32 protein-coding genes are annotated in these 24,438 nt (G+C 70.3%); 19 read left to right on the top strand and 13 right to left on the bottom strand.

All coding sequences use genetic code 11. The features are described from left to right. The first annotated feature begins 22 nt into the window (after nucleotides 1–22). From NL112_RS09740 to NL112_RS09730, 3 genes are read left to right on the top strand one after another with little or no spacing between them, the layout of a single operon-like run. A complete protein-coding gene (locus NL112_RS09740; RefSeq protein ID WP_255148639.1) occupies nucleotides 23–1,189 on the top strand; it encodes an ABC transporter permease in 1,167 nt (388 codons plus the stop codon). A 38-nt stretch (nucleotides 1,190–1,227) separates the two neighbouring features. Continuing rightward, nucleotides 1,228–1,977, top strand: a complete 750-nt coding sequence (locus NL112_RS09735; protein WP_255148638.1) for a 4-phosphopantoate--beta-alanine ligase — start codon at nucleotides 1,228–1,230, stop codon at nucleotides 1,975–1,977. Nucleotides 1,978–2,035: 58 nt separating this feature from the next. Beyond that, a complete protein-coding gene (locus NL112_RS09730) occupies nucleotides 2,036–2,311 on the top strand; it encodes a YgaP family membrane protein (protein ID WP_255148637.1) in 276 nt (91 codons plus the stop codon). Nucleotides 2,312–2,359: 48 nt separating this feature from the next. On the opposite strand, the gene NL112_RS09725 is transcribed toward NL112_RS09730, so the two are convergent. Then, nucleotides 2,360–3,496, bottom strand: coding sequence for a pyridoxal phosphate-dependent aminotransferase (locus NL112_RS09725; RefSeq protein ID WP_255148636.1), 1,137 nt, complete (start codon nucleotides 3,494–3,496; stop codon nucleotides 2,360–2,362). Nucleotides 3,497–3,569: 73 nt separating this feature from the next. Between NL112_RS09725 and NL112_RS09720 the strand changes: the two genes are divergently transcribed. Both NL112_RS09720 and NL112_RS09715 read left to right on the top strand, forming a co-directional pair. Further along, nucleotides 3,570–4,487, top strand: coding sequence for a thiazole biosynthesis protein (locus NL112_RS09720; protein ID WP_255152573.1), 918 nt, complete (start codon nucleotides 3,570–3,572; stop codon nucleotides 4,485–4,487). 38 nt (nucleotides 4,488–4,525) lie between these two features. Continuing rightward, nucleotides 4,526–5,044: an RDD family protein gene (locus NL112_RS09715; RefSeq protein ID WP_255152571.1), complete on the top strand. Its 519-nt coding sequence runs from the start codon at nucleotides 4,526–4,528 to the stop codon at nucleotides 5,042–5,044. Nucleotides 5,045–5,051: 7 nt separating this feature from the next. Here the strand turns inward: NL112_RS09715 and NL112_RS09710 are convergent, their stop codons facing one another. The 6 genes from NL112_RS09710 to NL112_RS09685 form a co-directional block, all read right to left on the bottom strand. Beyond that, a complete protein-coding gene (locus NL112_RS09710; protein WP_255152570.1) occupies nucleotides 5,052–5,321 on the bottom strand; it encodes a hypothetical protein in 270 nt (89 codons plus the stop codon). A 76-nt stretch (nucleotides 5,322–5,397) separates the two neighbouring features. Then, the gene (locus NL112_RS09705; RefSeq protein ID WP_255152569.1) at nucleotides 5,398–5,730 is read right to left on the bottom strand and encodes a winged helix-turn-helix domain-containing protein; all 333 of its coding nucleotides are present in this window, start codon (nucleotides 5,728–5,730) and stop codon (nucleotides 5,398–5,400) included. A 149-nt stretch (nucleotides 5,731–5,879) separates the two neighbouring features. Then, the gene (locus NL112_RS09700) at nucleotides 5,880–6,551 is read right to left on the bottom strand and encodes a class I SAM-dependent methyltransferase (RefSeq protein ID WP_255152568.1); all 672 of its coding nucleotides are present in this window, start codon (nucleotides 6,549–6,551) and stop codon (nucleotides 5,880–5,882) included. Further along, the gene (locus tag NL112_RS09695) at nucleotides 6,548–7,447 is read right to left on the bottom strand and encodes a thiamine-phosphate synthase family protein (protein WP_255152567.1); all 900 of its coding nucleotides are present in this window, start codon (nucleotides 7,445–7,447) and stop codon (nucleotides 6,548–6,550) included. The genes NL112_RS09700 and NL112_RS09695 overlap by 4 nt, the downstream gene beginning before the upstream one ends. Nucleotides 7,448–7,518: 71 nt before the next feature. Next, nucleotides 7,519–8,106 carry a dCTP deaminase gene (gene dcd / locus NL112_RS09690; protein ID WP_255152566.1) on the bottom strand — a complete coding sequence of 196 codons (588 nt, stop codon included), beginning with the start codon at nucleotides 8,104–8,106 and terminating at the stop codon, nucleotides 7,519–7,521. A 38-nt stretch (nucleotides 8,107–8,144) separates the two neighbouring features. Then, complete coding sequence (locus NL112_RS09685) at nucleotides 8,145–8,900, bottom strand: Yip1 family protein (protein WP_255152565.1); 756 nt, start codon at nucleotides 8,898–8,900, stop codon at nucleotides 8,145–8,147. Between the two features lie 70 nt (nucleotides 8,901–8,970). Here NL112_RS09685 and pth2 point away from each other — a divergent pair, with 70 nt between their 5' ends. Continuing rightward, nucleotides 8,971–9,309 carry a peptidyl-tRNA hydrolase Pth2 gene (gene pth2, locus NL112_RS09680; protein ID WP_255152564.1) on the top strand — a complete coding sequence of 113 codons (339 nt, stop codon included), beginning with the start codon at nucleotides 8,971–8,973 and terminating at the stop codon, nucleotides 9,307–9,309. Here the strand turns inward: pth2 and NL112_RS09675 are convergent, their stop codons facing one another. Both NL112_RS09675 and NL112_RS09670 read right to left on the bottom strand, forming a co-directional pair. Next, nucleotides 9,310–9,507, bottom strand: a complete 198-nt coding sequence (locus NL112_RS09675; RefSeq protein ID WP_255152563.1) for a hypothetical protein — start codon at nucleotides 9,505–9,507, stop codon at nucleotides 9,310–9,312. 39 nt (nucleotides 9,508–9,546) lie between these two features. Beyond that, nucleotides 9,547–10,629, bottom strand: coding sequence for an NADH:flavin oxidoreductase/NADH oxidase (locus NL112_RS09670; RefSeq protein WP_255152594.1), 1,083 nt, complete (start codon nucleotides 10,627–10,629; stop codon nucleotides 9,547–9,549). A 108-nt stretch (nucleotides 10,630–10,737) separates the two neighbouring features. Between NL112_RS09670 and NL112_RS09665 the strand changes: the two genes are divergently transcribed. From NL112_RS09665 to NL112_RS09615, 11 genes are all read left to right on the top strand, one after another. Next, entirely contained in the window at nucleotides 10,738–11,667 is a 930-nt protein-coding gene (locus NL112_RS09665; protein WP_255152562.1) for a hypothetical protein, read from the top strand. 36 nt (nucleotides 11,668–11,703) lie between these two features. Further along, on the top strand, nucleotides 11,704–13,041 hold the full coding sequence (truD, locus tag NL112_RS09660) for a tRNA pseudouridine(13) synthase TruD (protein WP_255152561.1): 1,338 nt from the start codon (nucleotides 11,704–11,706) through the stop codon (nucleotides 13,039–13,041). A 56-nt stretch (nucleotides 13,042–13,097) separates the two neighbouring features. Beyond that, nucleotides 13,098–13,835, top strand: a complete 738-nt coding sequence (locus NL112_RS09655) for a class I SAM-dependent methyltransferase (protein ID WP_286672170.1) — start codon at nucleotides 13,098–13,100, stop codon at nucleotides 13,833–13,835. 40 nt (nucleotides 13,836–13,875) lie between these two features. Next, entirely contained in the window at nucleotides 13,876–14,601 is a 726-nt protein-coding gene (locus NL112_RS09650; RefSeq protein ID WP_255152560.1) for a DUF2103 domain-containing protein, read from the top strand. 35 nt (nucleotides 14,602–14,636) lie between these two features. Beyond that, nucleotides 14,637–14,825, top strand: coding sequence for a DUF7987 family protein (locus NL112_RS09645; protein WP_255152559.1), 189 nt, complete (start codon nucleotides 14,637–14,639; stop codon nucleotides 14,823–14,825). Nucleotides 14,826–14,860: 35 nt separating this feature from the next. Continuing rightward, nucleotides 14,861–15,133: a 50S ribosomal protein L37ae gene (locus tag NL112_RS09640; RefSeq protein WP_255152558.1), complete on the top strand. Its 273-nt coding sequence runs from the start codon at nucleotides 14,861–14,863 to the stop codon at nucleotides 15,131–15,133. Next, entirely contained in the window at nucleotides 15,130–15,264 is a 135-nt protein-coding gene (locus NL112_RS09635; RefSeq protein WP_255152557.1) for a DNA-directed RNA polymerase subunit P, read from the top strand. Before NL112_RS09640 ends, NL112_RS09635 begins: the two co-directional genes overlap by 4 nt. Beyond that, on the top strand, nucleotides 15,261–15,503 hold the full coding sequence (locus NL112_RS09630; RefSeq protein WP_255152556.1) for a KEOPS complex subunit Pcc1: 243 nt from the start codon (nucleotides 15,261–15,263) through the stop codon (nucleotides 15,501–15,503). The genes NL112_RS09635 and NL112_RS09630 overlap by 4 nt, the downstream gene beginning before the upstream one ends. Before the next feature lie 108 nt (nucleotides 15,504–15,611). Then, the gene (locus NL112_RS09625; protein WP_255152555.1) at nucleotides 15,612–16,016 is read left to right on the top strand and encodes a DUF5518 domain-containing protein; all 405 of its coding nucleotides are present in this window, start codon (nucleotides 15,612–15,614) and stop codon (nucleotides 16,014–16,016) included. A 160-nt stretch (nucleotides 16,017–16,176) separates the two neighbouring features. Continuing rightward, complete coding sequence (locus NL112_RS09620) at nucleotides 16,177–16,584, top strand: prefoldin subunit beta (protein WP_255152554.1); 408 nt, start codon at nucleotides 16,177–16,179, stop codon at nucleotides 16,582–16,584. A gap of 5 nt (nucleotides 16,585–16,589) precedes the next feature. Continuing rightward, nucleotides 16,590–16,832, top strand: coding sequence for a DUF3194 domain-containing protein (locus NL112_RS09615; RefSeq protein ID WP_255152553.1), 243 nt, complete (start codon nucleotides 16,590–16,592; stop codon nucleotides 16,830–16,832). A 166-nt stretch (nucleotides 16,833–16,998) separates the two neighbouring features. Here the strand turns inward: NL112_RS09615 and NL112_RS09610 are convergent, their stop codons facing one another. From NL112_RS09610 to NL112_RS09595, 4 genes are all read right to left on the bottom strand, one after another. Then, nucleotides 16,999–18,861, bottom strand: a complete 1,863-nt coding sequence (locus NL112_RS09610) for a DUF2070 family protein (protein WP_255152552.1) — start codon at nucleotides 18,859–18,861, stop codon at nucleotides 16,999–17,001. Between the two features lie 31 nt (nucleotides 18,862–18,892). After that, nucleotides 18,893–19,441 carry a GMP synthase subunit A gene (locus NL112_RS09605; RefSeq protein ID WP_255152551.1) on the bottom strand — a complete coding sequence of 183 codons (549 nt, stop codon included), beginning with the start codon at nucleotides 19,439–19,441 and terminating at the stop codon, nucleotides 18,893–18,895. Between the two features lie 70 nt (nucleotides 19,442–19,511). Continuing rightward, nucleotides 19,512–20,090 (bottom strand): DUF7097 family protein, encoded by a 579-nt coding sequence (locus tag NL112_RS09600; protein ID WP_255152550.1) that lies wholly within the window; start codon nucleotides 20,088–20,090, stop codon nucleotides 19,512–19,514. 58 nt (nucleotides 20,091–20,148) lie between these two features. Continuing rightward, nucleotides 20,149–22,233: a M6 family metallopeptidase gene (locus tag NL112_RS09595; protein WP_255152549.1), complete on the bottom strand. Its 2,085-nt coding sequence runs from the start codon at nucleotides 22,231–22,233 to the stop codon at nucleotides 20,149–20,151. A 168-nt stretch (nucleotides 22,234–22,401) separates the two neighbouring features. On the opposite strand from NL112_RS09595, the gene NL112_RS09590 reads away from it, so the two are divergent. Both NL112_RS09590 and NL112_RS09585 read left to right on the top strand, forming a co-directional pair. After that, the gene (locus NL112_RS09590; RefSeq protein WP_255152548.1) at nucleotides 22,402–22,755 is read left to right on the top strand and encodes a DUF192 domain-containing protein; all 354 of its coding nucleotides are present in this window, start codon (nucleotides 22,402–22,404) and stop codon (nucleotides 22,753–22,755) included. Between the two features lie 139 nt (nucleotides 22,756–22,894). After that, nucleotides 22,895–24,436 (top strand): (R)-citramalate synthase, encoded by a 1,542-nt coding sequence (locus tag NL112_RS09585; protein WP_255152547.1) that lies wholly within the window; start codon nucleotides 22,895–22,897, stop codon nucleotides 24,434–24,436. The last annotated feature ends 2 nt before the right edge of the window (nucleotides 24,437–24,438 follow it).

Genomic DNA, 24,438 nt, shown 5'->3' with positions numbered 1-24,438 from the left:
CGCCCTGCCCGTCGTGGTGACGATGGCCGACCCGGAGGGTACGCTCCACGGGGACGTCGACTGGGGCGACCTGGAGCGGCGGCCGTACCGGCTCTCGCGGTCGATGCGGTGGTTCCTCGCGTCGCTGGTCGCGTACGCGGCGCTGTTCTACTACGACTACTCCGGCGCCGCGGGCACCTACGTCGTCGGCAACTGGGCACCCATCCGACTCGACTGGCTCTACCTGCTCGCCGTCTTGCTGTTCGGCTGTTTCGTCGTGCTCCCGGCGGTCGAGAACCGCGGGTCGACCGTCCGCTACTGGCGGCGGTTCCGGCGCCACCGACCGGCGGTCGTCGCCGCCGCCTTCCTCGGGGTCCTGGCGCTCGTCGGCACGTTCGGGCCCCTGTTCGTCGGCCGCCCGGGGATCGACCTCTACCACCAGAACCTCCCGCCGCTCGGGTTCACCGTCGAGCGGGGGCCCGTCGCCTACAAGTGCCTCAGCGGCAACGTCGGCACGCCCGCCAACCCGCTGTGTGCGGGGACGTGGCACCACCCCCTTGGAACGAACGCGGACGGGAAGGGGATGATTCCCCTGCTGGTGACGGGGGCCCGCGTCACCATGCTGTTGAGCCTCGTCGCGGCGATGCTCATCGTCCCGCTGGCGACGCTGGTCGGCGTCGTCGCGGGCTACCGCGGCGGCATCGTCGACGACCTGCTGATGAGCTACGTCGACGTTCAGGAGACGGTGCCCGCGTTCGTCGTCTACGTCATCCTCATCTTCCTCGTTGGCCGTTCGCTGTTTCTCATCGTCGTCGTGTTCGGCCTGCTGTCGTGGGGCGGGCCCGCCCGCGTCGTCCGCGGCGAGGTCGTCAAGCGCAAGACGTCGACGTACGTGCGGGCCGCCCGCAGTCAGGGGGCGAGCCACCTCGCGGTCGTGCGCCGCCACATCCTCCCGAACGTCTCCGCGACGGTGGTGGTGGCGACGACCCGACAGATTCCGGTTCTCCTCCTCACGGAGGCGGCAATCGCCTACCTGGGGCTCAGCGACGCCATCCTCTACTCGTGGGGCGCTCAAATCGCGGAGGGGGGCACCAGCACCGTGACGTGGTGGATATGGCTGTTCCCGGCGCTGGCGCTGGCGGCGACTATCGTCTCGGTCAGCGTGGTCGGCGACGCCCTTCGCGACACGTTCGACCCGCGGGACGCCTGAACGGGGCGCTTTTTAGCCAGCGCTGGCAACGCCGAGGTATGAGCGAAGTCGAGGTGCCCGAGTCGCACCCGCGCTACGAGTCGCTGTTGACGCGACACCGCATCGAGGCGGGCGTCGAGAAGGGCATCACCTCGAAGCAGGGGCTCATCGCACAGGGCCGCGGCGAGGCGTTCGACTACCTGCTGGGCGAGGAGACCACCGACAGCGCCGACGCCGCCGAGCGGGTCGCCGCCGCCCACCTCCTGCTCGCCGACCACCCGGTTCTCTCTATCAACGGCAACGTCGCCGCGCTGTGTCCGGGCGAGATGGTCGACCTCGCGGACGCGGTCGACGCCGACGTCGAGGTGAACCTGTTCAACCGCACCGACGAGCGGATGCGGGCCATCGTCGACCACCTCCGCGACCACGGCGCCGACGAGGTGAAGGGACTGGAGGCGGACGGCCGCATCCCCGGCCTCGACCACGAGCGCGCGAAGGTGGACGCCGACGGCATCGGCGACGCCGACGTGGTGCTCGTCCCGCTGGAGGACGGCGACCGCGCGGAGGCGCTCGCGGAGATGGGCAAGACCGAACTCGTAATCGACCTCAATCCGCTGTCGCGGTCGGCACGGACCGCGACGGTCCCCATCGTCGACAACATCATCCGCGCGGTGCCGAACGTCACCGCCCACGCCCGCGAGTTGCGGGGCGCCTCCCGCGAGGAACTGGAAGACATCGTCGCGGCGTTCGACCGCGAGGCGGCACTCGCGGACGCCGAGCGGGCCATCAGGGAGGGCGGCGACGACTGAATCCCGCGGCGTGGGAATCGTCCGCACGGGCTATGCTCCCGCGGTACCTACGGAGGCTATGGACAAGAACGTCGGCGGCTACGACCGCATCGCCCGTCTCGTGCTCGGCCCCATCCTCGCCATCGTCGGCGGGGCGGGCCTGCTCGGCGTCGTGACCATCGCCGCGGGCACCCTCGGGGTGGCCATCGCGGCCGTCGCCCTGCTGGTGGGGCTCGTGTTCCTCGCCACCGGGCTCACCCAGAAGTGCCCCCTCAACCGCGTGCTCGGACTCGACACTTACCGGACGCGCCCCGAGACCGACGAGACCGAGGCCGGCCCGGGCCGGACGGCCTGAGCCAGCGACCGCCCGAACCAGCGACCCGATTTTTCCGCGACGACGGCCTCACAGCGCCCGCTCCAGTCGGTCCAGCCCCTCCTCCAGTCGGACCATCGAGTTGGCGAACGACAGGCGCAGTTTTCCGGCGCCCGCCTCGCCGAACCCGGACCCCGGCGCGAGCACGACCCCCGCCTCGCGGACGAGTCGCTTGGCGAGTGCCATGCTGTCGTCGTACCCCTCGGGGTCGAGGAACGCGTAGAACGCGCCCTCGGGGCGCGGCGCGGTGACGCCCGTCATCGAATCGAGGCGGTCCGCGACGTAGTCGCGCCGCTCCGCGAACGCCTCGCGCATCTCTCGAACCGGCCCCTGCGGGCCGGAAAGTGCCGCGAGCGCGGCGTGCTGTGCAATCGTCGAGGTGCAGGCGGTCGTCGACTCCCGTATCTTGGTGGCCTCGCCGACCACGTCCGGGGGCCCGGCGAGCCAGCCCACCCGCCACCCGGTCATGGCGTGGGACTTCGAGCAGGAGCCGACCGTGAGCACGTGCTCGGGGTGGCCGGAAAGCGCCGCCGCCGAGACGGGGTCGCGGTCGTAGGTGAGCGACGCGTACACCTCGTCGGCGACGACGTAGGCGTCGTGCTCGCGAGCGGCCTCGACCACCGCACGGACCGCATCGGGGTCCGCGACGCGTCCAGTCGGGTTCGACGGCGAGCACAGCATCACGGCGCCGGTGTCTGGACCCATCGCCTCGACGAGTCGGTCCGGGTCGAGGTCGTACGGGTACGGCATCGGCACCTCCACCGGGGTGGCGTCCGCGAGGCGGGCCTGCGTCCAGTAGTTCGGCCACCCCGGCGATGGAATCAGCAAGTCGTCGCCGGGCGCGAGCACGCACAGCGCCGCGAGATGTAGCGCCTCCATCCCGCCGGTCGTCACGAGCAGGTCGTCGGCCCCGTACTCGGTGTCGTACTCGCGGGCCAGCGTGTCGCTGATGGCCGCCCGGAGCTCCGGCAGGCCCGCGTTCGAGGTGTACCCCGTCGCGCCCTCGCGGGTCGCCGCGAACGCCGCCTCCGTGACGTGCTCGGGCGTCTCGAAGTCGGGTTCACCGACTTCGAGGCGGACGAGGTCACCTCCCACCGACTCCGCGAGGTCGAACAGCACGCGAATCGACGAGCGGTCACAGGAGCGAACGCGGGCGGTCGGTTCCATGCGTCAGCCTGCACCCGCGGGGGCTTCAAACCGCCCCAACCTTTACTACCATCGCAGAATATCACTAGGTGGTATGACCCAGTTCAGCGACGCCGACGAGGCACAGGTCACCCGCGCCATCGCAAGCGAGTGGAGCGAGGAGTTCATCGGGAACGTCGACACGGACGTCATCGTCGTCGGTGGCGGCCCCGCGGGGCTGACGACGGCGCGTGAACTCGCCGCCCGCGACGTCGACGTGACGGTGATAGAGAAGAACAACTACCTCGGCGGCGGGTTCTGGCTCGGCGGCTTCCTGATGAACAAGGTGACGGTTCGGTCGCCGGCCGACGCGGTGCTCGAGGAACTGGACGTCGACTACACCGAGAGCGACGAGGCCGAGGGCCTGTTCGTGGCGAACGGCCCCGAGGCGTGCTCGGGGCTCATCAAGGCGACCTGCGATGCCGGCGCCCGGGTGCAGAACATGACGGAGTTCACCGACTGCGTCGTCCGCGAGGAGGGGCGAGTCGGGGGCGTCGTCGTCAACTGGACGCCGGTCCACGCGCTCCCCCGCGAGATAACCTGCGTCGACCCGGTGGCGCTTGAGGCGGACCTCGTGGTCGACGCGACGGGCCACGACGCGCTCGTCGCCTCGAAACTCCAGGAGCGGGGCGCACTCGACGCGCCCGGCATCGAGCAGGCAAGCGAGAACGCGACCGGGATGGACGAGACGGCCGACGACCAGTACGGCGCGCCCGGCCACGACTCGCCCGGTCACGGCTCGATGTGGGTCGCCGAGAGCGAGGACGCCGTCGTCGAGCACACCGGCCTCGTCAACGACGGCCTCGTCGTCGCGGGGATGGCGGCGGCGACGGTCCACGGCCTCCCGCGGATGGGGCCGACGTTCGGCGCGATGCTGCTGTCGGGGAAGAACGCCGCACAGGCGGCGATAGACGCACTCGGCGTCGACGCGCCGGCCGTCGAGGTGAGCGGGCCGACGCCGGCCGACGACTAGCGGAACCTTTTTCGTTCAGACGAACTCGGCCCGATATAATGACCAGTACGGACTCGCAGGTGAAGCCGACGGACGGGGCGACCGAGGTCGTCGGCGAGCGCATCGGCGCGCAGGTGATAGACCTCGTGCTGTCGTTCGTGCAGGTGGTCGCTGTCGCGGTGGCGCTCGCCGCACTCGTCGGCCCCTCACCCGAACTGGTGGAGCCGCTGGTGTTCGTCGGCGCGCTGACGCTCCCGCTGTACGGCGGCGTGTTCGAGGCGTTCTGGAACGGGCAGACGCCCGGGAAGCGGGCGCTCGGCATCAAGGTGGTCGACTACCGGGGCGAGACGCCGGGGTTCGGGTCGGCGCTCGCGCGCAACGTCCCCGCAGTCGTCGTGTTCAGCTGGCTGACGGCCGCCGTCGGACTGGCCGCCATCGCCATCGACGACAGGAACCAGCGGCTGTTCGATCAGGTCGCGGGCACCTACGTCGTCGAGGCGTCGCCGGGGCACGCGAGTGCGCTCTCCCAGTCCCGGTCGGCCGACTCGCGAGAGTCGACGACGCGACCGCCGCGATAGCGGCCCGTCAGGCCGTCCGCCGGTCGTCCGACCCGACGGCGTCGACGGCGGCGCTCTCCTTCGCGGAGCCTTTCAGCGCCCACGCCAAGAGCAGCAGCGCGACCCCGCCGAAGAACGCCTCCACCGGGCGCGCGGACATCCCGATGGCCGGCTGGGTGAAACCGTACCAGAACAGGTACGCCGCGGTGCCACCCATCAGCCACAGGTGGAAGGTGGCGAAGAAGCCGCGGAGTAGCGATTTCGCCGTCTCCGTGGTGGTCTCGGGGTTCCGGGTCATGCCACCCGGTACGTCTCCACGAGACCACTAAAGGCCGGGGCGGAGCTACGTGTGCTGAAGCCGCGAAACGGCCGCGTCAGTCCTTCACACGGTCGGCCACGTTTCGTGCTAGCTGGAGGTCGACGACGAACTTGCCGTCCTCGACGCGAAACGTCACCGAATCCAGGTTCGTGACGTAGGTGTTGTACTGGTTCCCCTCGTCGTCGACGTGGTCCCGCTCCGCGAGCAGGTCGTACTCGACGAGTTCCTCCACCCGCCGGTAGACGGTGGGCTGTGAGACGGAGAGGTGGTCGGCGAGGTCGTCGGCCGTCACCGGCCCCTCGCTGGCCAGCGCGAGGATGCGGCGGGCGCTCTCGCTCCCGAACACGTCGAACACCGTCTCGGGGTCCCAGCCATCGGGCACGTCCATCGGCTCGCGCGCCCCCGGTAAAGAGGCAAGGGGTGGCTCGCGGCTCGCCACGCTCGCGCATCCCGAGCCGCTCACGTCCGCGCGGCTCGCGGGTCGCTCCGCTCCCCGCTCGCTTCTTCCGTGGCCTCTCTCCGGTCGGCCACGCGACTTCACCGACTGAAGTCGCGAGGCACGCGCCCCGACAGGAGGCCGACGAACCCGAGGCCGAACCGCCGGAACTGCCGCCGTTCGGTGCGGTCGACGAGCGCCGCCCGCGCCGCGGCCACCCGCTCGTCGAGGACGGTGTCGCCCTCGCCCTCGATGGCGGCCCGCGCGGCCTCGAGCGGCGAGTCGGCTGGCGCGGTCCCCCGCGCGAACGCCCGGAACGCCGGATTGAGCGAGCGGCCGAGCGGGTGAGTGGAGGTAGCCGCGTCCATCAGCGCCACCCGCCCACCCGGCCCGACCAGCGAACACCAGTCCGCGACGACGCGCGCCGGGTCGGCGAACATCCCGCAGACGAACGTCGCCAGCACCGCGTCGGCCCGCTCCACGGGCGGGCGAACGGCGTCGCCGACGACGAGACCCGCGTCCGGGGCACGCTCGCTGGCACGGGCGAGCAACGGCCGGGTGACGTCGACGCCGACCACCCGGCCGTCGTCGCCGACGCGCTCCCGCAGATACGGGAGGTTCGCGCCCGACCCACAGCCGAACTCGACGACGGTGTCGCCCGCCGAGAGGTCGAGCGCGTCGGCGGCCGCGCGACGCCACCGCCCGACGCCCGGGAACGTGGCGATGCGGTCGTACAGGTCGGCGTACCGGCCGTAGAACTCGGGGACGCTCACGGCACCACGTCGCGGACGGCCTCCGCGGCGGCGACGGCGTCGGCCGCAAGCACGTACGCGACCGGCTCGACGCCGAAGCCGCCGGTCTGGTACACCACGTCCGCCCCGGGGGTCGACTCGACGGCCGCCCGCACCGCCTCGTCGACCGGCTCGTCGGCGTCGAACGCGACCGTCTCGTAGCCGGCCGCCTCGAACGCCTCGATGCTCTCGGGGGCGTAGCGAACGTTCAGGGCACCGCGGGCCTCGCTCCCGCCGCGACGGGCCGCGAGCAGGACGTTGGCGACGTGCTCGCTGACGCCGAACTCGGGGTCGGCCGGCACCGTCGCGCGCCCCTTGATGTCGAGGATGCGACCCGGGACGGCGGCCACGTCGTCGATGCCGGTGGCGTCCGGGAGCGCCTCCACGAGATTCGAGCCGACAGCGGGGATGAGCGCCGCGAAGCCGGAGGTGTTCTCCAGCGTACGCAAGCCCCGGCGCACGGACGCGAGCGTCCGCTCCGCGGCCCGGACCTGCGAGTCGGGGTCGTGGACCGCGAACTCCCCCTCGTACTCCGCGAGCGGCGGGAACGCCTCCTCGTGGAGCTGGGCGAGCACGTCGCCACGCTCCAGTTGCCGGACCAGCACCTCCGCCTCCACCAGCGCCTGCACGCGGGACATCTCCCCGGAGGCGAGCCCCTCGCCGAGGCGCTCGACGAGGTCGCGCACCCGGTCGTCCTCCGCGAGCCGCTCGTTTATCGCCACCTCGCCGTGGGCGTACTTCGAGACGGCGCTCTGGGAGATGCCCAGCAGGTCCGCCACCTCGCTCTGGGTCAAATCGCGCTGGCGCAGTTCCGTCGCCAGCAACGACCGGAACGTCGGCAGGAACTCCTCGACGACCACCTCCTCGATGAACTGCATTTACTGCCCGCCCCCGAACTCGATTCGTTCGCTGCCGAGGTGCTGCGCTCGCTCGCGGTGCTCGCGTCGCATCACTGCTCACCACCGAACTCCCTGTCGCCCTGAATCCGGGACGCCTGCGGCCCGGACTGGCCCTGGTACTTCGAGCCGCGCTCGGCGCCGTACGGCCGGTCGGCGGGCGTCTTCAACTCGGTGAACGTCAACTGCGAGATGCGCATGCCCGGGGAGAGCGCGACCGGTGCCCGTCCGAGATTCGACAGTTCGAGCGTTATCTGGCCCTTATACCCGGGGTCGCACAAGCCCGCAGTTGCATGCACCACGATGGCCAGTCGGCCGAGCGACGACCGCCCCTCGACGTGGGCGATGAGGTCGTCGGGAATCCCGACCCGCTCCTTCGTCGTCCCGAGCACGAAGTCGCCGGGGTGGAGCACGTACTCGCCGCCCTCCGGTACCTCCGTCAGGTCGACGTACTCGGAGACCTCCCGCTCGTCGTTCGGGTGGATACAGCCGATGTTGGCGTGCTGGAACTCCAGGAACTCCCGGCCGAGTCGCAGGTCGATGCTGGCCGGTTGGACCTGTATCTCGGGGTCCTCCAGGGGCTCGACCACGAGGTCCCCCTCGTCGAGTCGCCGCAGGATGTCCGCGTCGGAGAGTATCATGGGAGTGTAGGGGGGCGAGGGGGGCTAAAAGCCGACGGTCACAACAGCGACGACAGCAGAAGCAGTGTCGCGACGACGCCGGCCGCGAACGCCGCGCCGCCGCGGGGGAGGTCGCGTGCCTCCTGGAGGCCGCCGGTCCAGACGTACCCCTGCCAGCCCGCCCCGACGACCGCCCCGACGACCGACAGCGGCCCGAGACCGCCCGTGGCGAGCCGCTCGACCTGCCGGGCGAGCCGTTCGGGGTCGCCGCCGAACTCGATGGACTGTATCGCCAGCCAGAACGCGACGACGCCAAACACCGTCTGCACGAGCGAGGGGACCATCCCGTAGCCGGTCACCACGAGCGTGCGGCCGAACGACCCCTCGCCCTCGACGACTGCGCTGGCGACGTGCAGGCCCACGCCGATGAGGAGCCAGCCGACGATAGTGGCGACGAACACCAGCGGGACGCGCCCGAGAAAGGCGTCCCAGACTACGTCGCTGGCGTGGACGGTCGCCGTCTTCGGCTCCGAAAGCGCGCAGTTTTCGGGCGTTCCGGAGAGATTCGTCTCGTTCGTCATGTCGGCGTACTGCTCGCAGGACTCCTCGTCCCACGGCTCCGCGACCGTCCGCTCGTAGGTGGCGTCGACGTTCGCGGCGAACAGCCACCCCATCGTCAGGAAGGCGGCGCTGGAGACGACAGCGACGACCAGCACCGCGGCGAACGCGCGGCCGAAGTGGTGGTCGATGTCGCGGTCGGCGAAGAACGACCGCGGGGAGAGGAGTAGCTCTAGGAGGGCGTCGAGCCGGGACACACCGGGGGCTGAACGCGGATTCGGTAAGTGTCTTCGGGTCGTTTATGGGCGGAGACGACGCAGAGCGGGTATGAAACAGGCCATCGTCGTCCGCACGGACCTCGGGATGGGGGACGGGAAGCTCGCGGCACAGGTCGCCCACGCCTCCCTGAAGGCCTACGAGAACGCCGGCCCGGACGCCCAGCAGGGCTGGAAGCAGGGCGGGCAGAAGAAGGTCGTCCTGAAGGCGAGCGGCGAGGCCGAACTGCAGGAGCTCGCCGACGAGGCGCGCCGCGAACGACTACCGAACGCGCTCATCCGCGACGCGGGCCACACGCAACTCGACCCCGGAACCGTGACCGCGCTCGCGGTCGGGCCCGCCGAGGAGAACCTCGTCGACCGCGTGACCGGCGAGTTGAGCCTGCTGTAGCTACCGACCCAGTCGCAGGGCCGTCACCACGACGGCGACGCCCGCGACGGCCACCCCGAGCCACCACTCGGGCGTGCCGGCGGGGGCACCGAACTCGCCGTCCGCCACGAACAGCGCGACCCCTGCGGCGGCGAGGCCGACGATGAACACGGCCGCGGCCACCGGCGACGAACGGGCGTCGTCGAGCGTGAAGCGCATACCGGCTGGAAGGGGCGGTCGACCCTAAACCCGGCGGCGTCAGAACCCGCGACGGTACGCTCGCGGGACCGGTCCCTCCTCGCCCAGTTCCTCGGCGGCGTGGAGCGTGAAGTACGGGTCCCGGAGGTGTTCGCGGGCGAGGATAGCCACGTCCGCGCGGCCGTTGCGGACCACCTCGTCGGCACCCTCTGGCGTGGTTATCTTCCCGACGGCACCGACCGCACAGTCGGTATCCGAGAGCGCCTCGGTCACCCGCTCGGCGTACGGCACCTGGTAGTGGGGGCCGCTCTCGGGCACCGACTGGTCGGGGTGGACGCCGCCGGCCGACACGTCGACGAGATCCGCGCCGTCCTCGGCGAGCAGGGGCGCGAGTTCGGCGGTGTCGTCGACGGTCCAGCCGTCCTCGCCCATCCAGTCCGTCGCCGAGAGGCGGACGAACACCGGCTTCTCGTCGGGCCACACCTCACGCACCGCGCGCGTCACCTCCCGGACGAGGCGGGTGCGTCCCGCGAAGTCGCCGCCCCAGTCGTCCTCGCGGCCGTTCGACACCGGCGAGTAAAACGAGTGGAGGAGATAGCCGTGCGCCCCGTGGACCTCCGCTATCTCGAAGCCGGCGTCGAGCGCGCGTTCGGCCGCGGCACGGAACGAGTCGACGACGCCCTCGATGCCCGCTTGGTCCAGCCGTTCGACGTCCAGCGGGTCGTCGTGGGGGTACGACTCGGCGGTGGGGCCGACCGGCGTCCACCCGTCCTCGCCGTGGATGGGGCCGCCGCCGTCGGAGGGGCGACGCGTGGAGGCCTTCCGACCGGCGTGGGCGAGTTGGATGGCCGGCGTCGCGCCCCGGTCGCTGATGAACCGTGCGGTGTCGCGGAGCGCGTCGGCGTGCTCGTCGGACCAGATGCCCAAATCCTGCGGCGAGATGCGGCCCCGCGGCTCGACGGCGGTGGCCTCCGCCATCACGATGCCGGCCCCGCCGGTCGCCCGCGAGCCGAGGTGGACGTGGTGCCAGTCGGTCGCGAGGCCGTCGCGCCCCTCGCAGGCGTACTGGCACATCGGCGACACCATCACCCGGTTGCGTATCTCGGTCCCTCGTAGCTCCAGCGCGTCGAACAGCCCGGTCATGCGCGGGGAGAGGTCGGTCGCCCGCATACGTCCGGTGGTGCCCGGCGGTGGTTGCCGGTAGCGGCGACGCCACAAGGCACTTGCCGGCGGGCGGGGGAGTTCCGCGGCATGTCCCCGCCCTCCAGACGGACGCTCCTGAGCGCCGTCGGCGCCGGCCTCGCCGCGACGGCCGGCTGTCTCGACACGCTCGGGACCACGGACGACGGCACGCCGAGGACCGACCGGTCACCACGCGACTCGCCGACGCCCGACGGGACGCCGGACGCCGGACCCTCGCTCGCGCTCGGCGAGACGTACGAAACCGACGACGGCCGAACGATTCGGGTCGACGACGCGGCGGTCCACCCCTCCGTCGTGAGCGTCGATTACGTCTCCTCGACCCACTACTACGAGCGGGTGGCCGCGGCCGGCGCCGGCCAGCAGTACGTCGTCGTCAGCGTCACCACCGAGGGGTTCGACCTCGGCGCCGACGGCCGCAAGCAGTACGACGACCCCATCGACGTGCCGCTTTCCGTCGCGGTCGGCGGCGACCGCCACGACGGCCCCATCCCGGTCGGGCGCGACGACAGCGCCGACCGGGACCGCGTCGCCATCGCGGTGCCGGTCGTCGACGCCGACGACGCGGCCGTCGTGTGGGCCCGCGAGGACGGCCCCCGGCCCCGGTGGCGCCTGCCCGACGCCGCGGTCGAGCGTCTCGCGGCCGCGCCCGCCTTCGAGGTCGAGTCGTGGTCGGTTCCCGAGAGCGTCGAGTACGGGACGGCGTTCGATGCGTCGGTCACGGTCGCGAACCACGGCGGCCGCGACGGCCGGTTCCTGGCGACGCTCGGGGTGAAACAGGGGTCGCTGGGCGTGCCCGAGGCGGCGTGGCAGGTAGCCGCGGGCGAGACGAGGACCGTCACGCGAACCATCGAACCCCACTACTACGAAGGGAGCGAGACCGTCCGGGTCGTCGTCGACAGCGGTGGGTTCCGCGAGGACGCGACCGTCGAGGTGACTGGTGGGCCGACGGAGACGGGGACGGCGCGGCCGACCGGATAACCGAACGTTCACCACGCCCCGGACCCTCGCGGAGGTATGCGCGAGGCGCACCCGGACGAGCGGGCGGTCGGCGTCGACTGGTACGTCAGCGACGCCGACGGCGTCGGCGGCCGCCTGAAGACCAGCGCCGCCGACTTCCGGGTGCGCGAACTGGAGGCGTTCGACGTCGAACCGCTGGACGCCGACCCCGGCTCCTACCCCCACGTCGTGTTCCGCGCGACGCTGACCAACTGGGACACCAACGACTTCGCCGACAGCGTCTCGAAGCAACTCGGCATCTCACGCGAGCGCGTCTCCTGGGCCGGCACGAAAGACAAGCGTGCGGTGACCACGCAGTTGTTCTCGGTCAAGGGTGTCGCCCCCGACGCGATTCCCGACGCCGACGAGGCCGAGGTCGAACTCGTCGGGCGGGCCGGCCGGCCGGTGCTGTTCGGCGACCTCGCGGGCAACGCCTTCGAGATAACCGTCCGCGACCCGGACCACCCCGAGCGAGTCGACGCCGTCACCGACGACCTGCGAGCGTTCTCGGGCACCGACGACCGGGTCGGCGTCCCGAACGTGTTCGGCCCCCAGCGGTTCGGGAGCCAACGGCCGGTCACGCATCTCGTCGGCCGCGAGGTGGTCCGCGAGGAGTGGGAGCGGGCGGTCCGCACCTACGTCTGTACCCGGACGGAGGCGGAACGGGACGACTCGTTCCGGGCCCGGTCCGAGATAGACGACCGGTGGGACGAGCGGGCCTGGAGCGAGTTCGTCGACCTGATACCCGGGCGGCTCCGCTACGAGCGGTCGCTACTGTCGGCGCTGGTCGACAACGGCGGCACCGACCCCGCGGACTTCCGCGCGGCGCTAGAGCGGTTCCCGACGAACCTCCAGTCGATGCTGGTCAACGCGGTACAGTCGTACGCGTTCAACCGGATGTGCTCGCGGCGGCTGAACCGGGGGCTCCCGTTCCACGAGGCCGTCGCGGGCGACGTGGTCTGCTTCGCCGACCGCGACGCCCCCCAGGCGGTCGAACTCCCGGACGTCGGCCGCCTCCAGCGCGTCGACGCGGACCGGGTCGACACCGTCAACCGCCACCTCGACCGCGGGCGGGCGTTCGTCACCGCGCCACTGGTCGGCACCGACACGGAGCTCGCGGACGGCGAGCAGGGCGACATCGAGCGCGACGTGCTCGACGAGATGGACCTCGCCCCGTCCGACTTCGAGCTCCCCGGAGCGTTCCACTCGACGGGCATCAGGCGGGCAATACTCGTCCGCACCGGCCTGTCGGTCGACCGGGACCCGCTGACGTTCTCCTTCGCACTCCCGAAGGGGAGCTACGCGACGACCGTCCTCCGGGAGTACCTGAAGACCGAGCCGACCGCGCTGACCTGAGAGGCGGTGACACGCGACCACCAGGGTTGATACCCCACACCCCCAACGGTGAGTCGATGGACCCCGCAGACGACGCCTACGGCGCGGCCATCCGCGACCACCACGAGGGGGAGGAGAGCTTCGAACTCGTCGAGCGCGACGACGGCTTCGTCTCGCCGTCGGGTGGGCCGCCGATGTACTTCGCCGACCCCGAGGAGTGGCCCGACCGCGAACACGCCGCGATGGAGCGGGTGGAGGGGCGCGTCCTCGACGTGGGCTGTGGCGCCGGCCGGCACGCGCTGTATCTCCAGGAGCGGGGGCACGACGTGGTCGGCATCGACGTCTCGCCGGGTGCCGTCGAGGTGGCCCGGGACCGCGGCGTCGACGCCCGCGAGTGCGACGTGGCCGACGTCCGCGACCTCGACGCGGGCACGTTCGACACCGTCGTGATGGGCGGTAACAACTTCGGGCTCGTGGGGACCCGGACGACCGCTCCCGGCGTCCTCGCGGGGCTGGCGGCCGTGACGACCGACGACGCGCGCCTCCTCGCGGAGACGCGCGACGTCCACGCGAACCCGACCCCCGAGCACCGCGCGTACCACGACCTCAACCGCGAGCGGGGCCGCCTGCCGGGCGCGCTCCGCATCCGCGTCCGATACAAGCGGAAGGCGACCCCCTGGTTCGACTACCTCATGGTCTCTCCCGACGAGATGCGCGAGGTGCTGGCGGCGACGCCGTGGCGGCTCCACGAGGTGCTCGAACCGAACGACCTCGACGGCGACGGGACGTACTACGCCGAGTTGCGCAAGCGGTAGGAACCGCCTCGCTTATCCGCTCCGACGGCGTTCCGCCGGTATGAACTGTGGCCGGTGTGCGACGTCGCTGGAGCGGCCCGGCGACTACTGTCTCACCTGCCACACCCGGAACACGGAGCGAGTCGTTCTGGAACTCGACCGCGAGCGCGCGACCGTCACCTGCCTCACCGACGACGAGGTGGTGGCGCGCCGCGAGATAACGACCCACCCCGAGGACGACCCGGAGCGGGAGCCCACGGAGTTGCGGAACTTCGCGGGGCTGGTAGCCGACGAGACGCACCGGAAGCGCCCCGAGGAGGTGTACGCCGCGGGCGACCGCGAGGTGTTGCAGGCAGTCCGCGGGGAGCTTCACTACCCGCTGTATCGGGTCGCCGACGAGGACGAGCCGGTCGAGGCGGTCCGCCGCCGGACGGGCGAGCCCGCGCTGGAGGTGGTCGAGACCCCGCCACTCGAGAAGCTCGGCGGGAGCCACTCGACGCTCATCGGCAACCGGGCAGGGATGGAGGCGATTCGGGCGGTCGGGGAGCACCCGCACGTCAAGAAGATCATCCCCGGCCCCATCGACGCCGGCGGCTCCGGCAGTCGGTCCGGCGTGCGGGCGAAGGCGACCCGTGCCGACGAGAACGGCAACGTCCGCCTGCTCATCCGCGACGGCTCCAGCGTCCAGGAGAACCGCGTGGTGACGACGGCCGGGGAGCGCGAGTTGGGCGAACGCGTCCGCGCGGACCTCAACGAGGCGCTTCACGAGGCTGACCTCCAGGAGTGAGAAGACACTTGCCGGGCGTCCCCGAACGTCGTCGCATGGTCTCCCGTGAGAACACCATTATCGGCGTCTGTGTCGTGGTCGCCGTCGGCCTGTGGCTCGGCCTCCGCACGCTGTCTGGCGTGCCCGAGTGGGCGCTGTTCGCGGTGCTGGTCGGCGTCGGCGTCGTCCTGCCGTCCGCGCTGGTCGGCTACCGGAGCGCGACCGACGGCGGCGGCATCTCGTAGGGTTTATCCCTGCGAGGGGAGGATATGACGACACTATGGCCAAGAAGGGTACGACCGGAAGTGCCGGTCGCTTCGGCGCTCGCTACGGCCGCGTCGCTCGCCGTCGCGTCGCCGAGATCGAGGAGGATACGCGCGACGAACACGCCTGCCCCTCGTGTGGCGAGGAGCGCGTCGAGCGGCAGGGCACCGGCATCTGGCAGTGCGGCTACTGCGACTACAAGTACGCCGGCGGCTCCTACCGTCCGGAGACGCCCGCGGGCAAGACCGTCCGCCGGTCGCTTCGCGCGGCGCTGTCCGAGGACGAATGAGCTACAAGTGCTCCCGCTGCAAGCGTGACGTCGAACTGGACGAATACGGCGGCGTCCGCTGTCCGTACTGCGGCCACCGCGTCCTGCTGAAGGAGCGGAGCCGCGACATCAAGACCGTCGGCGTCGAGTGACTCACTCCGCGGAACTGCTTTTCGCCTACGAGACGCCCGAGGACGCCGCGCTCGTCGAGCGGAGCGTCCGCCAGGAGGTCGGCGACATCGAAGGCGACCGCACGACCGCCTCCGTTTCGCTCGACGGCACCGACCTCGCGGTCCGCGTCGACGCCGACGACCTCGTGGCCCTGCGGGCCGGTATCAACACCTGGAGCACGCTGGTCGAGGTGGCCGAGCGGGTGGGTGGAGTCGCCTGACCGACCGGGACAGTATCCGACTCGAAGTTCACGCGTGTGTCGACTATCCGCGCACAATACAGCAATATCTGCTGATAACCGTGGACAGCGTACTCCCAGCCGATAGATATGAACATCAACTGGCGGGCTATCGGTGCGGGTATCGTCGCGGCAATCGTTCTCGGGCTGGTAAGCGGGGCAGTCGTCCCGTTCACCGACCTCAGCCTCCCGGTCGTCGGCGGGACGCTGGCGGCGGTCATCGCCGGCGCAGTCGCCGGCTACGTCAACGGCTCCGACATGAGTTCCGGCGCGGTCCACGGCGGTCTCGCCACCACCATCGGGCTGGTCGTCGTCGGGCTGTTCCTGACGACGTTCGGCATCCTGTTCGGCGGCCTGTTCGGCGTCGGTCTCGGCGTGTTGCTCGTCGGGTTGGTCGTCATCGCCGCGATTCCCGGTGCGTTCGGTGGCGTGGTCGGCGCGTGGCTCCAGGGCCGCACCGCCGAGCCCGAGATGACCGCCCGTCCCCAGGCCTGAGCGACGGGTGAAACGGGGCGGCGTGGCCGCCAACAATCGGATTCAGTTTTCCACGAATCGACACGACTGAGACAGGCTTGTGACTGCCTGACGAGCCGGTCCCGGGGCAACTCGGTCACGAAAGCGGGGGTTTAACACGCCGGGAACCTTCGCTCCGCGCATGCAGGGTAATCTGCCGCCGGAAGCCCAGGAGAAGATCGAGGAACTGCAGGATCTCCAGGAGACGGCCCAGCAGGTCGCAGCACAGAAACAGCAGGCCGAGAGCTCGCTGACGGACGCCGAGACCGCGCTCGACGCGCTCGACGACATCGACGAGGACACGCAGATGTACCGCGAGGTCGGCGAACTGCTCGTGTCGACCGACTACGACGAGGCCCACGAGGCCCTCGACGAGAAGGTCGACTCGCTGGAGGTTCGCGTCCAGACGCTCGAGAAGCAGGAGGAGCGCGTCCAGGAGCAGTTCGAGGAGCTCCAGCAGGAGCTTCAGCAGATGCTCCAGGGCGGTGCCGGCGGTGGCGGCGGCGGCGGCCCGATGGGTCCGGGCGGTCCGGGCGCCGGCGGCGCGTAACGCCGATGCCGACCGACGAGGAGGTCGTACAGACCGCCGCCGAGGCGGCCGAGGGACTCGTCCTCTCGCGTTACAAGCAGAGCGAGGTACGCGACCTCGACGTGACCGTCACCTTCGACGACGGCGTGCTGGAGGTCGACGTCTACCTCAACGCCCCGGAGGGCGACGCCGACGAGGAGCAGGTCGCCGAGGACGCCGCACTCGCGGCGCGCTCGGCGGTCGACGACCTGTTCGACGAGGACGCCTGACCCTTCTCGGCGCGCTCCCGACACGGAGCGACCGCTGTCACGCTGGCGTACAGGTGGCTCGTGGCCCAACGCGGAGCGGCGAGCCACACACCCGCCCGGACCGCTCCGCACCGTCCGTCACGTCACGGCGGTGGTGGTCGCGGTATCCTACTTGAACGTCGGGGGGTCAGGTCAGGAAGAACAACAGCACCGACACCGAGGTGACCGCGGCGATGAACACGGCCGCGAGCGCGCCACCCATCTGGACCATCGCGTTGGCGTGGGAGGCGAGCGCCTCGGTTCGGTCGTTGCCGAACACCGTCACCTGAGCGCGTTCGGTCGCCATACCGGCCTCGACGGGTTCGAGGTCCGCGACGGCGTCGTCGGCCAGTTCGACGATGAGGTCGGTCAGCTCCGCGCCGTCCATCCGCTCGCCGACCTGATTGGACGCCTCGACGGTGTTGACGATGTGGGTGTCCGTCGTCATCACCTCCGCGAGGTCCGCGTGCCCGTCCTCCAGAGCGGAGACGATGCTGTCGCGCAGACCGGGCTCCATGTTGTTGCCGTCCACGAGCACGTAGGCGGTTCGCTGGTCGCCCGCCTCGACGACGGCGACGCGGACACCCAGCGGCCCGATGCCGTCGAGGGGTTCCCACCGCGTCCGGTCCCACGCGACGCCCAGCCGAACCGGCTCGTGGGGGCGGTCGGCGATGGCCTCGCCCGCCTCGCGGGCCGCCTCTATCATGTCGAACGACCGCTTCGACCCCGGGACGACGTGGCCGAGGTCCTCACCCTCGAGCCCGTTGTTGCAGTTGTGTGCGTCCGCGAGCATGACGTGTTCCAGCCCGCCCTGTCGGGCTTCCGCCTGCGCGGAGAGCCCGACGGCGTACTCCACGTCGTCGGCGAAGTTGGGAGCGTAAGTGGCGGTCATGAACGCGTCGTCGCCGAACGCCTGCGCGAGGAGTTTCGCCTCCCCCTCCTCGGTCCGCAGGCTCTCGGTCGCGGCGTCGTGGTACTCGATGCGGTCGTACGCGCGGTCGGCCGCGTCGATGATGGTGTCGACCTCCCGGGAGGTGACGAGGTTGAAGTCGTGGCCGGCGGTCGCGTGTGGCGGAAACGCGAGCCCGTCGGCCTGCTGGGCGACCCGCTGTGGGAGGTTGCCGCCCCCGATTTCTCCCATCGGCCCCGGGTGAATCATCGGGAGCACGAACCGCGCTTTCTCGCCGTCGTCGGTCCGGAACGAGAACACGGTGACGGGAACGACCGCCTCCTCGCCGATCTGCTCGAAGAAGTCCTCGAGTTCACGGGTGCCCTCGGCGATGTGGCCGATGAACCCCCGGAGGAAATCCAGCACGGAGATGCCCATCGACTGCTTCCACGGCCGGTCGATGACGGCGACGAACACGTACACTGCGCCCGCGTACAGGACGCACATCGCCGCCAGAAGCAGGAAGTCGCTCGGGCTGACGACGTGGAGTTCCTGGGGCGCCACCTCCGGCCGCGACAGGTACGACCGGAGGATGGGACCGCCGACCTCCAGATAGCGAGCGGTGCCGCTGTACACGAACAGCAGCACCGCCGCGACGACGGTCTGGAGGCTGGCGGGGACCGCCGCCCGGATGGGTTCGCGGGTGGAGACGGCCATCACCACGAGCAGGCGGAGCGCGAACACCGCCGCCAGCGACGCGAACAGCGCGTTGAACACGAACCGCTGCCCGAACGTCGACGTCAGGACGGCGACGGCGCCAGCGAGCACGAGCACGCCGACGACCAGTAGCTCGCAGACCAGCGCCAGCAGCGACGCCCGGTTGGGCGTCAACTGCCCGCCGAGCCGCCGGTCGACCCACGGCGTGATGCCGCTCGCGACGACCGTCGGAATGCCGATGTAGAAGACACCCTGCCAGGCGTCCTCCAGCAGGAACCGCGAATCGAACGCCGCCATTCCGGCGAACGCCGCGATGAGAAGCGAGAACGCCACGCTGGAGTACCAGCTGGGCGCGCGGAATATGTACCGCGAGAGCGAGGCGAGGTCGCCCTGTGTCGCGGTCATCGGCCGTAATCCTCTCCGGAAACTGATAACGCTACCGACAGACGGCGAGGAAGTTCTCGAACACCTCGTCGCCCCGCTCGGTGTGGGCGACCTCCGGGTGCCACTGCACGCCGTAGAGGTGGCGGTCCGTGTCGCTCATCGCCTCGATGTCGCAGACGTCGCTCGATGCGGTGCGCTCGAAGCCCGGCGGGAGTTCGACCACCTCGTCGGCGTGGCTCGCCCACGTTCTGGTTTCGGGGTACAGCGACCCGACCAGCGGGTCCGTCTCGCTCTCTATCTCGACCGTGACGTCGGCGTAGCCGCCGTAGTCGCCCGACTCGACCCCTCCGCCCAGTTCCATCGCCATAATCTGGTGGCCGAGACAGATGCCCAACACGGGCTTGCCCGTCTCCAGATACGCGGGCGACGCCCCGATGCGGTCGGCGTCCGGCCCGCCCGACAGCACGTAGCCGTCCGCGTCGGTCTCCTCCGGTGGCGTCTCGTTGTCGACGATGTCCACGTCCACGCCGAGGTCACGGAGCGCCCGCTGTTCGAGGTGGGTGAACTGCCCGTGGTTGTCCACCACGACGATTCGCGTCATTGGCGGTGGTAGCGCGTACGTGGGTAAAAACCCCCTGAAACTGCGAGCGATACTGCACGGTCGTGGGTATTCACTCCTCGTCGTACCGCTCGGCCGCCGTCGAGAACGCCGCCTCCGCCTGCTCGTCGCTCCGGCGGCCCTCGGCCTCGGCGATGGCCTCCGGGTCGGGGCTGGCGTCGTCGTCGACCCGCGCCCACGAGTCGTGGACCTTCGCGTGACACCACCGACAGAGGTAGACGGTTATCTCGTGGCTCAGTTCCCGCCGGTCGTCGTCGCGGTATTCGAGATGGTGCTCTTCGAGCAGGGGTCGCTCGTCGTCGTGGGCGCGGCGGCGCTCCTCCAACCCACAGCGGACGCACTCGCGGTCGCGGTTGCGTGCCCGGAAGTGGGGACAGTCCGACCACTCCCACTCGCCGTCGCCCGGCTCACTCCGTTCGCCGGTCGACTGTTCCGAGGCCCTCCGGGCCTCGTAGTCCGCCGCGGGACACCGCAGGTCGTCGGCCCGGCGCTCGGCGGCGAACTCGGGGTCGTGGCGGGCGTGTTCGGCCGCGTACCGGCACCGGCCGTCGTCCGTCAGATGGTCGCACCGCTCGACGAACTGGTAGGGGTCGTCTACCCCGACGGAGGTGCCTTGCGGCGTCTTCTCCATGGTCGGCGTTGCCGCTGGACGCTCTTCAATCCGGGCGAAAGAATCGGTGGTCGGGGGCTCAGTTGCCGTTGCCGTTGCCGGCGTCGGAGTTGCCGTTCTCGCGGGCGTACTCGAACTCGACGCCGACGGGGACGCGACCGCTCTCACCGGATTTCGCGGCCCACGTCGAGGCCACGACGACCTTCTCGAAGTTACCGTTGTGCAGGAACTGCTGGAGCTCCTGTTCGTCGCTCTCGTCGAACGTGCGCATGTCGAGCTGTTTCACCTGGTAGTTGCCGTTCTCCTTGATGCCGATGAAGGAGAACTGGTACTCGACGCGGTCGTTGCGGGCCTCGCGCTCGCTGAGGTAATCGCTCGCGTCGTTGGAGAACTGCTGGCCGGCGACCGAGACGTTCCGGACGTACCAGCCGGGCTGGACGAACGCCCAGTCGGTCGTGTAGCGGAACGAGACGAGTATCTCCTCGCCCTCGTACGCCGAGAGGTCGAACGACTGGCTCTCCCAGCCGTCGGACTCGCCCGTGAAGCCCGGGACGTTCGCCTTCACCCTCGGGTGGGCGCTGGCCGTCGGCGAGTCGTCGGTGTCGGCGTTCGACAGCGACGTCCACGTCTCGCCGCCGTCCGTCGACACCTGCACGAAGCCGTAGTCCCAGTTCGACTCGATGTCGTACTTCGTCTCGAACGTCAGCGTCGCGTTCGAGGCGTTCGTGAGGTCGACCCGCCGAACGGCGTGGCGGTCGAGCAGGTTGCCCGACCCCGAGTAGAGTGCCGGGCCACGCTCCGTCTCGACGGTCGACCACTGCGTGCCGATGTAGTCGGTGCCCGACACCTCGACGCCGGTGATGGGGCCGGTCTCGCTGGTGTCTATCTCGCGGTAGTTGGTGCCCCACGCACCCGCCGTCTTCGTGTCGGTGGAGGTGTTGACGGACACGTCGAGACGGTCGATGCTGTACTCGTCTTTGTTCGGTCGCTCGACGGTGTCGGTCACCGCCGCGGTGGCGAAGTCCTGATACACTCCGTAGAAGTCGCGCTTGTCGCCGTAGCGGTCGAGTTGATGTTCGACGCTGGCGATGCCGTTGCGGTCGTCGTTCGCCAGGTCGTGGACGAACGCGTCGCCGTGGGCGTCCCAGAGGTACATCTGGAACGCGTACGCCGCGCCGTAGTCGGCGAGCACGTTGATGGCGCCCTGGTCCTCCCAGTTGGTCAGCGAGTTGGAGGGGAGCTGTTCGTACGCCGAGAGGTGGCCCTCCGCGACGCCGTAGCCGGTGGCCGTCTCCGCGAGGTCCGACAGCCCCTCGTTGACCCACGTCGTCTCGTCGGGGTCGAGGTCACCGTGGATGAGATGCTGGTACTCGTGGGCCAGCGTCCCCTCGTAGCCGACCGTGGTGTCGGTCGCGTTCACCTCGTCCCAGCCGTACGCGTCGACGGTGATGACGTTCCGGTCGGAGTACTGCTGGACGGTCGGCGAGTAGTAGCCCGCGATGTACAGCGGGTAGCTCGGGTCGTAGTAGTTCTTGTCCCGGATGTTCTGCACGAGGAGGACTGTCCGGTTCGCCGACCCGGGGCCGGTGTAGTAGTAGTCCTCGGGGACCGACCCGGCCTGTTCGAGCAGGCTCTCGTTGCCCGAGCGTGGGTCCGGCGTCCCGAACAGTTCCGACTCCGTGGGATACATGTTCTCGTCGAACTCGGCGGCGATGGCCTCCGTCTGGTTCTCCGAGATGGACGGCGTCGGGCGGTCGCCAGCGACGCCCCACGAGAGGTCCGTCGCCACCCACACCTCGATGTTGTCGCCGACGTGATAGAGCCGGAACTCCGTGAACTCGTAGCCGGACGGCCCGGAGGTGAGGTAGTAGCGGACCATCCCCTCCGGCCCGCTGGAACTCGACGCGGTGCCGTCGTCGGACGACGCCGATGCGTCGTCGCTCGGCGTGAAGTCCTCGGGCGCGCTGTCCATGTTCACCGGCTTGTCCACCCACTCGCGGGAGGGCTCGTAGCCGCGGTACTGTTCGGTCGTCTCGTTGGTTCCGTTGCGCGGAATGAGGTCGTGGTGGGCCCCGTCGTCGAACCCCACGGCGGCGGCGCCGCCGACGCCGAGCGTCAGGGTCGCCAGCACGACCAGACCGACTGGGATGAGATAGCGATACATCCGGTTATAGCTGGGCCATTAAACACTTAGTATTTTTCGTGCTACTCGAAAACTAATTGTTTGTATAGAGTAACTAACTGTTCGTACGGAGTAACTAACCAAACAGTAGCAGGTGGCTACCCGTACATGGGCGGAACCGTTACGTCGGCCGGCGGCCTGGAGCGACTCATGCGCGTGGTCCACGTCGCCGACGGCGACGAGCGGACGCTCGCCACGGACGTGGAGGTGGCCGACTCGCTGGTCCGGAAGGGGGTAGGGCTGATGTTCCGGCGCTCGGTGCCCGACGACTACGCGCTGGTGTTCCCGTTCGACGGCCAGAAGCGGCGCGGCCTCCACATGCTCTGTGTGCCGTTCGACCTCGACGCGGTGTGGGTCGCCGACGGCGTCGTGCAGGGCGTCGAACGGCTGTCGGCGTGGACCGGACGGGGCGGCCACGTCGCCGACCTGGTGGTGGAACTGCCAGCGGGCGCGGCCGCGGACGTGCAGGCGGGCGACCAACTCCGTGTGACCAACTTCAACTGACACCAATATCTGTCTCATCCGGCCGCTTTATATCGGTCGACCGGTTCGGTACGGGTACCCATGTCCCACGACACGGAGGATAGAGGAAGTCGCCGCAAGGCGGCTGGCCGAGAAATCCGACGCAACGACTGATTCTGACGTGTACGACAGTAGCCTCTTCGGGGACCATCCAGCGACGCGTCCCCTCTCAGACGCCGACGTACAGTTCCTCGACACCACCCTGCGGGACGGCGAGCAGGCGCCCGGCGTGTCGCTGTCACCCGGCCAGAAAGCCGACATCGCCCGCGAACTCGACGCCGCCGGCGTCGACGTCATCGAGGCGGGAAGCGCCTGCACCGGCCCCGGAGAGCGGGAGACCATCCAGCGGGTTACCGACCTCGGACTCGACGCGACGGTCACCTCCTTCGCCCGCGGCGTGAAAGGCGACATCGACCTCGCGCTGGACTGCGACGTCGACGGCGTGACCCTCGTCGTTCCGGCGTCGGACCGCCACGTCGAGACGAAGGTCGGCACTACCCGCGAGGACGTCGTCAACACCGTCGAGGAACTCGTCGCGTACGCCCGCGACCACGGCCTCTGGATAGAGGCGCTCGGGGAGGACGGCTCCCGGGCCGACCTCGAGTTCCTCGAGGCCCTCGCCGAGGCGGCCCACGACGCCGGCGCCGACCGCTTCTGTTACGCCGACACCGTGGGCCACGCCACGCCCGACCGCACCGTCGACGTGGTGTCGACGCTGGCCGAGTACGGCCCCACCAGCACCCACACCCACGACGACCTCGGCCTGGGGGTGGCGAACGCGCTCGCGTCCGTCGCCGCGGGCGCGGACCTCGTCCACGGGACCATCAACGGCGTCGGCGAGCGGGCCGGCAACGTCGCCCTCGAGGAGGTCGCTATCGCGCTGTACCACGGCTACGGCGTCGAGACGGTCGACACCGAACGGCTGTACGACCTCGGGCGGATGGTCGCGGACACGACGGGCGTCCCTCTGCCCGCGAACAAGGCGGTCGTCGGCGAGAACGCCTTCACCCACGAGTCGGGCATCCACACCGACGGCACGCTCAAAGACGACGAGATGTACGAGCCCTACCCCCCCGAGACGGTGGGCCGGGAGCGCCGCCTCGTCCTCGGCAAACACGCCGGCCGAGCGGGCGTCGAGGCCGCGCTCGCCGAGCACGGCGTCGAAGTGACGGAGGAGGAACTCTCGGAGGTGCTCTCCCACGTGAAGGACCTCGGCGACCGCGGCAAGCGCGTCACCGACGCCGACCTGCTGACGTTCGCCGAGGAGGTGCAGGGCCGCGAGCGCGACCGCCGGGTCGAACTGGTCGACCTGACGGCGGCGGCGGGGGGGTCGACGCCAACCGCCTCGGTCCGGTTGCGCGTCGACGACGAGGAGCGCACCGCCGCGGCGACCGGCGACGGCCCCGTCGACGCCGCAGTCACCGCGGCGCGGCGTGCGCTCGGCACCGCGGGCGACGCCTCGCTCGACTCGTATCACGTCGACGCCATCACCGGCGGCACCGACGCCGTCGTCACCGTCGAGGTGGAGATGTCGCGCGGCGACCGCACGGTGACCGTCACCGCCAGCGACGCCGACATCACCACCGCCTCGGTGCGGGCGATGGTCGACGCGATGGACCGCCTGCTCGCACAGGCGCCCGAGCACGTGCTGGCCGACGACTGACC

Origin of the sequence: Halorarius halobius (genome assembly GCF_024298865.1) — an archaeon.
In the GTDB taxonomy this organism is placed as follows: Archaea; Halobacteriota; Halobacteria; order Halobacteriales; family Haloarculaceae; genus Halorarius; species Halorarius halobius.
The sequence above is the reverse complement of the archived record's forward strand: the minus strand, read 5'-3'. Positions and strand labels throughout refer to the sequence as shown.

Coding starts and splice junctions, on each gene's coding strand:
- NL112_RS09645 (WP_255152559.1), top strand. CDS start 14,637: ATGGTCTCCCGTGAGAACACCATTATCGGCGTCTGTGTCGTGGTCGCC.
- NL112_RS09725 (WP_255148636.1), bottom strand. CDS start 3,496: ATGGAACCGACCGCCCGCGTTCGCTCCTGTGACCGCTCGTCGATTCGC.
- NL112_RS09625 (WP_255152555.1), top strand. CDS start 15,612: ATGAACATCAACTGGCGGGCTATCGGTGCGGGTATCGTCGCGGCAATC.
- NL112_RS09605 (WP_255152551.1), bottom strand. CDS start 19,441: ATGACGCGAATCGTCGTGGTGGACAACCACGGGCAGTTCACCCACCTC.
- NL112_RS09665 (WP_255152562.1), top strand. CDS start 10,738: ATGTCCCCGCCCTCCAGACGGACGCTCCTGAGCGCCGTCGGCGCCGGC.
- NL112_RS09600 (WP_255152550.1), bottom strand. CDS start 20,090: ATGGAGAAGACGCCGCAAGGCACCTCCGTCGGGGTAGACGACCCCTAC.
- NL112_RS09740 (WP_255148639.1), top strand. CDS start 23: ATGGCCGACCCGGAGGGTACGCTCCACGGGGACGTCGACTGGGGCGAC.
- dcd (WP_255152566.1), bottom strand. CDS start 8,106: ATGATACTCTCCGACGCGGACATCCTGCGGCGACTCGACGAGGGGGAC.
- NL112_RS09705 (WP_255152569.1), bottom strand. CDS start 5,730: ATGGACGTGCCCGATGGCTGGGACCCCGAGACGGTGTTCGACGTGTTC.
- NL112_RS09590 (WP_255152548.1), top strand. CDS start 22,402: ATGCGCGTGGTCCACGTCGCCGACGGCGACGAGCGGACGCTCGCCACG.
- NL112_RS09695 (WP_255152567.1), bottom strand. CDS start 7,447: ATGCAGTTCATCGAGGAGGTGGTCGTCGAGGAGTTCCTGCCGACGTTC.
- NL112_RS09670 (WP_255152594.1), bottom strand. CDS start 10,629: ATGACCGGGCTGTTCGACGCGCTGGAGCTACGAGGGACCGAGATACGC.
- NL112_RS09615 (WP_255152553.1), top strand. CDS start 16,590: ATGCCGACCGACGAGGAGGTCGTACAGACCGCCGCCGAGGCGGCCGAG.
- NL112_RS09655 (WP_286672170.1), top strand. CDS start 13,098: ATGGACCCCGCAGACGACGCCTACGGCGCGGCCATCCGCGACCACCAC.
- NL112_RS09720 (WP_255152573.1), top strand. CDS start 3,570: ATGACCCAGTTCAGCGACGCCGACGAGGCACAGGTCACCCGCGCCATC.
- NL112_RS09735 (WP_255148638.1), top strand. CDS start 1,228: ATGAGCGAAGTCGAGGTGCCCGAGTCGCACCCGCGCTACGAGTCGCTG.
- NL112_RS09595 (WP_255152549.1), bottom strand. CDS start 22,233: ATGTATCGCTATCTCATCCCAGTCGGTCTGGTCGTGCTGGCGACCCTG.
- NL112_RS09650 (WP_255152560.1), top strand. CDS start 13,876: ATGAACTGTGGCCGGTGTGCGACGTCGCTGGAGCGGCCCGGCGACTAC.
- pth2 (WP_255152564.1), top strand. CDS start 8,971: ATGAAACAGGCCATCGTCGTCCGCACGGACCTCGGGATGGGGGACGGG.
- NL112_RS09675 (WP_255152563.1), bottom strand. CDS start 9,507: ATGCGCTTCACGCTCGACGACGCCCGTTCGTCGCCGGTGGCCGCGGCC.
- NL112_RS09710 (WP_255152570.1), bottom strand. CDS start 5,321: ATGACCCGGAACCCCGAGACCACCACGGAGACGGCGAAATCGCTACTC.
- NL112_RS09730 (WP_255148637.1), top strand. CDS start 2,036: ATGGACAAGAACGTCGGCGGCTACGACCGCATCGCCCGTCTCGTGCTC.
- NL112_RS09640 (WP_255152558.1), top strand. CDS start 14,861: ATGGCCAAGAAGGGTACGACCGGAAGTGCCGGTCGCTTCGGCGCTCGC.
- NL112_RS09620 (WP_255152554.1), top strand. CDS start 16,177: ATGCAGGGTAATCTGCCGCCGGAAGCCCAGGAGAAGATCGAGGAACTG.
- NL112_RS09635 (WP_255152557.1), top strand. CDS start 15,130: ATGAGCTACAAGTGCTCCCGCTGCAAGCGTGACGTCGAACTGGACGAA.
- NL112_RS09610 (WP_255152552.1), bottom strand. CDS start 18,861: ATGACCGCGACACAGGGCGACCTCGCCTCGCTCTCGCGGTACATATTC.
- NL112_RS09715 (WP_255152571.1), top strand. CDS start 4,526: ATGACCAGTACGGACTCGCAGGTGAAGCCGACGGACGGGGCGACCGAG.
- truD (WP_255152561.1), top strand. CDS start 11,704: ATGCGCGAGGCGCACCCGGACGAGCGGGCGGTCGGCGTCGACTGGTAC.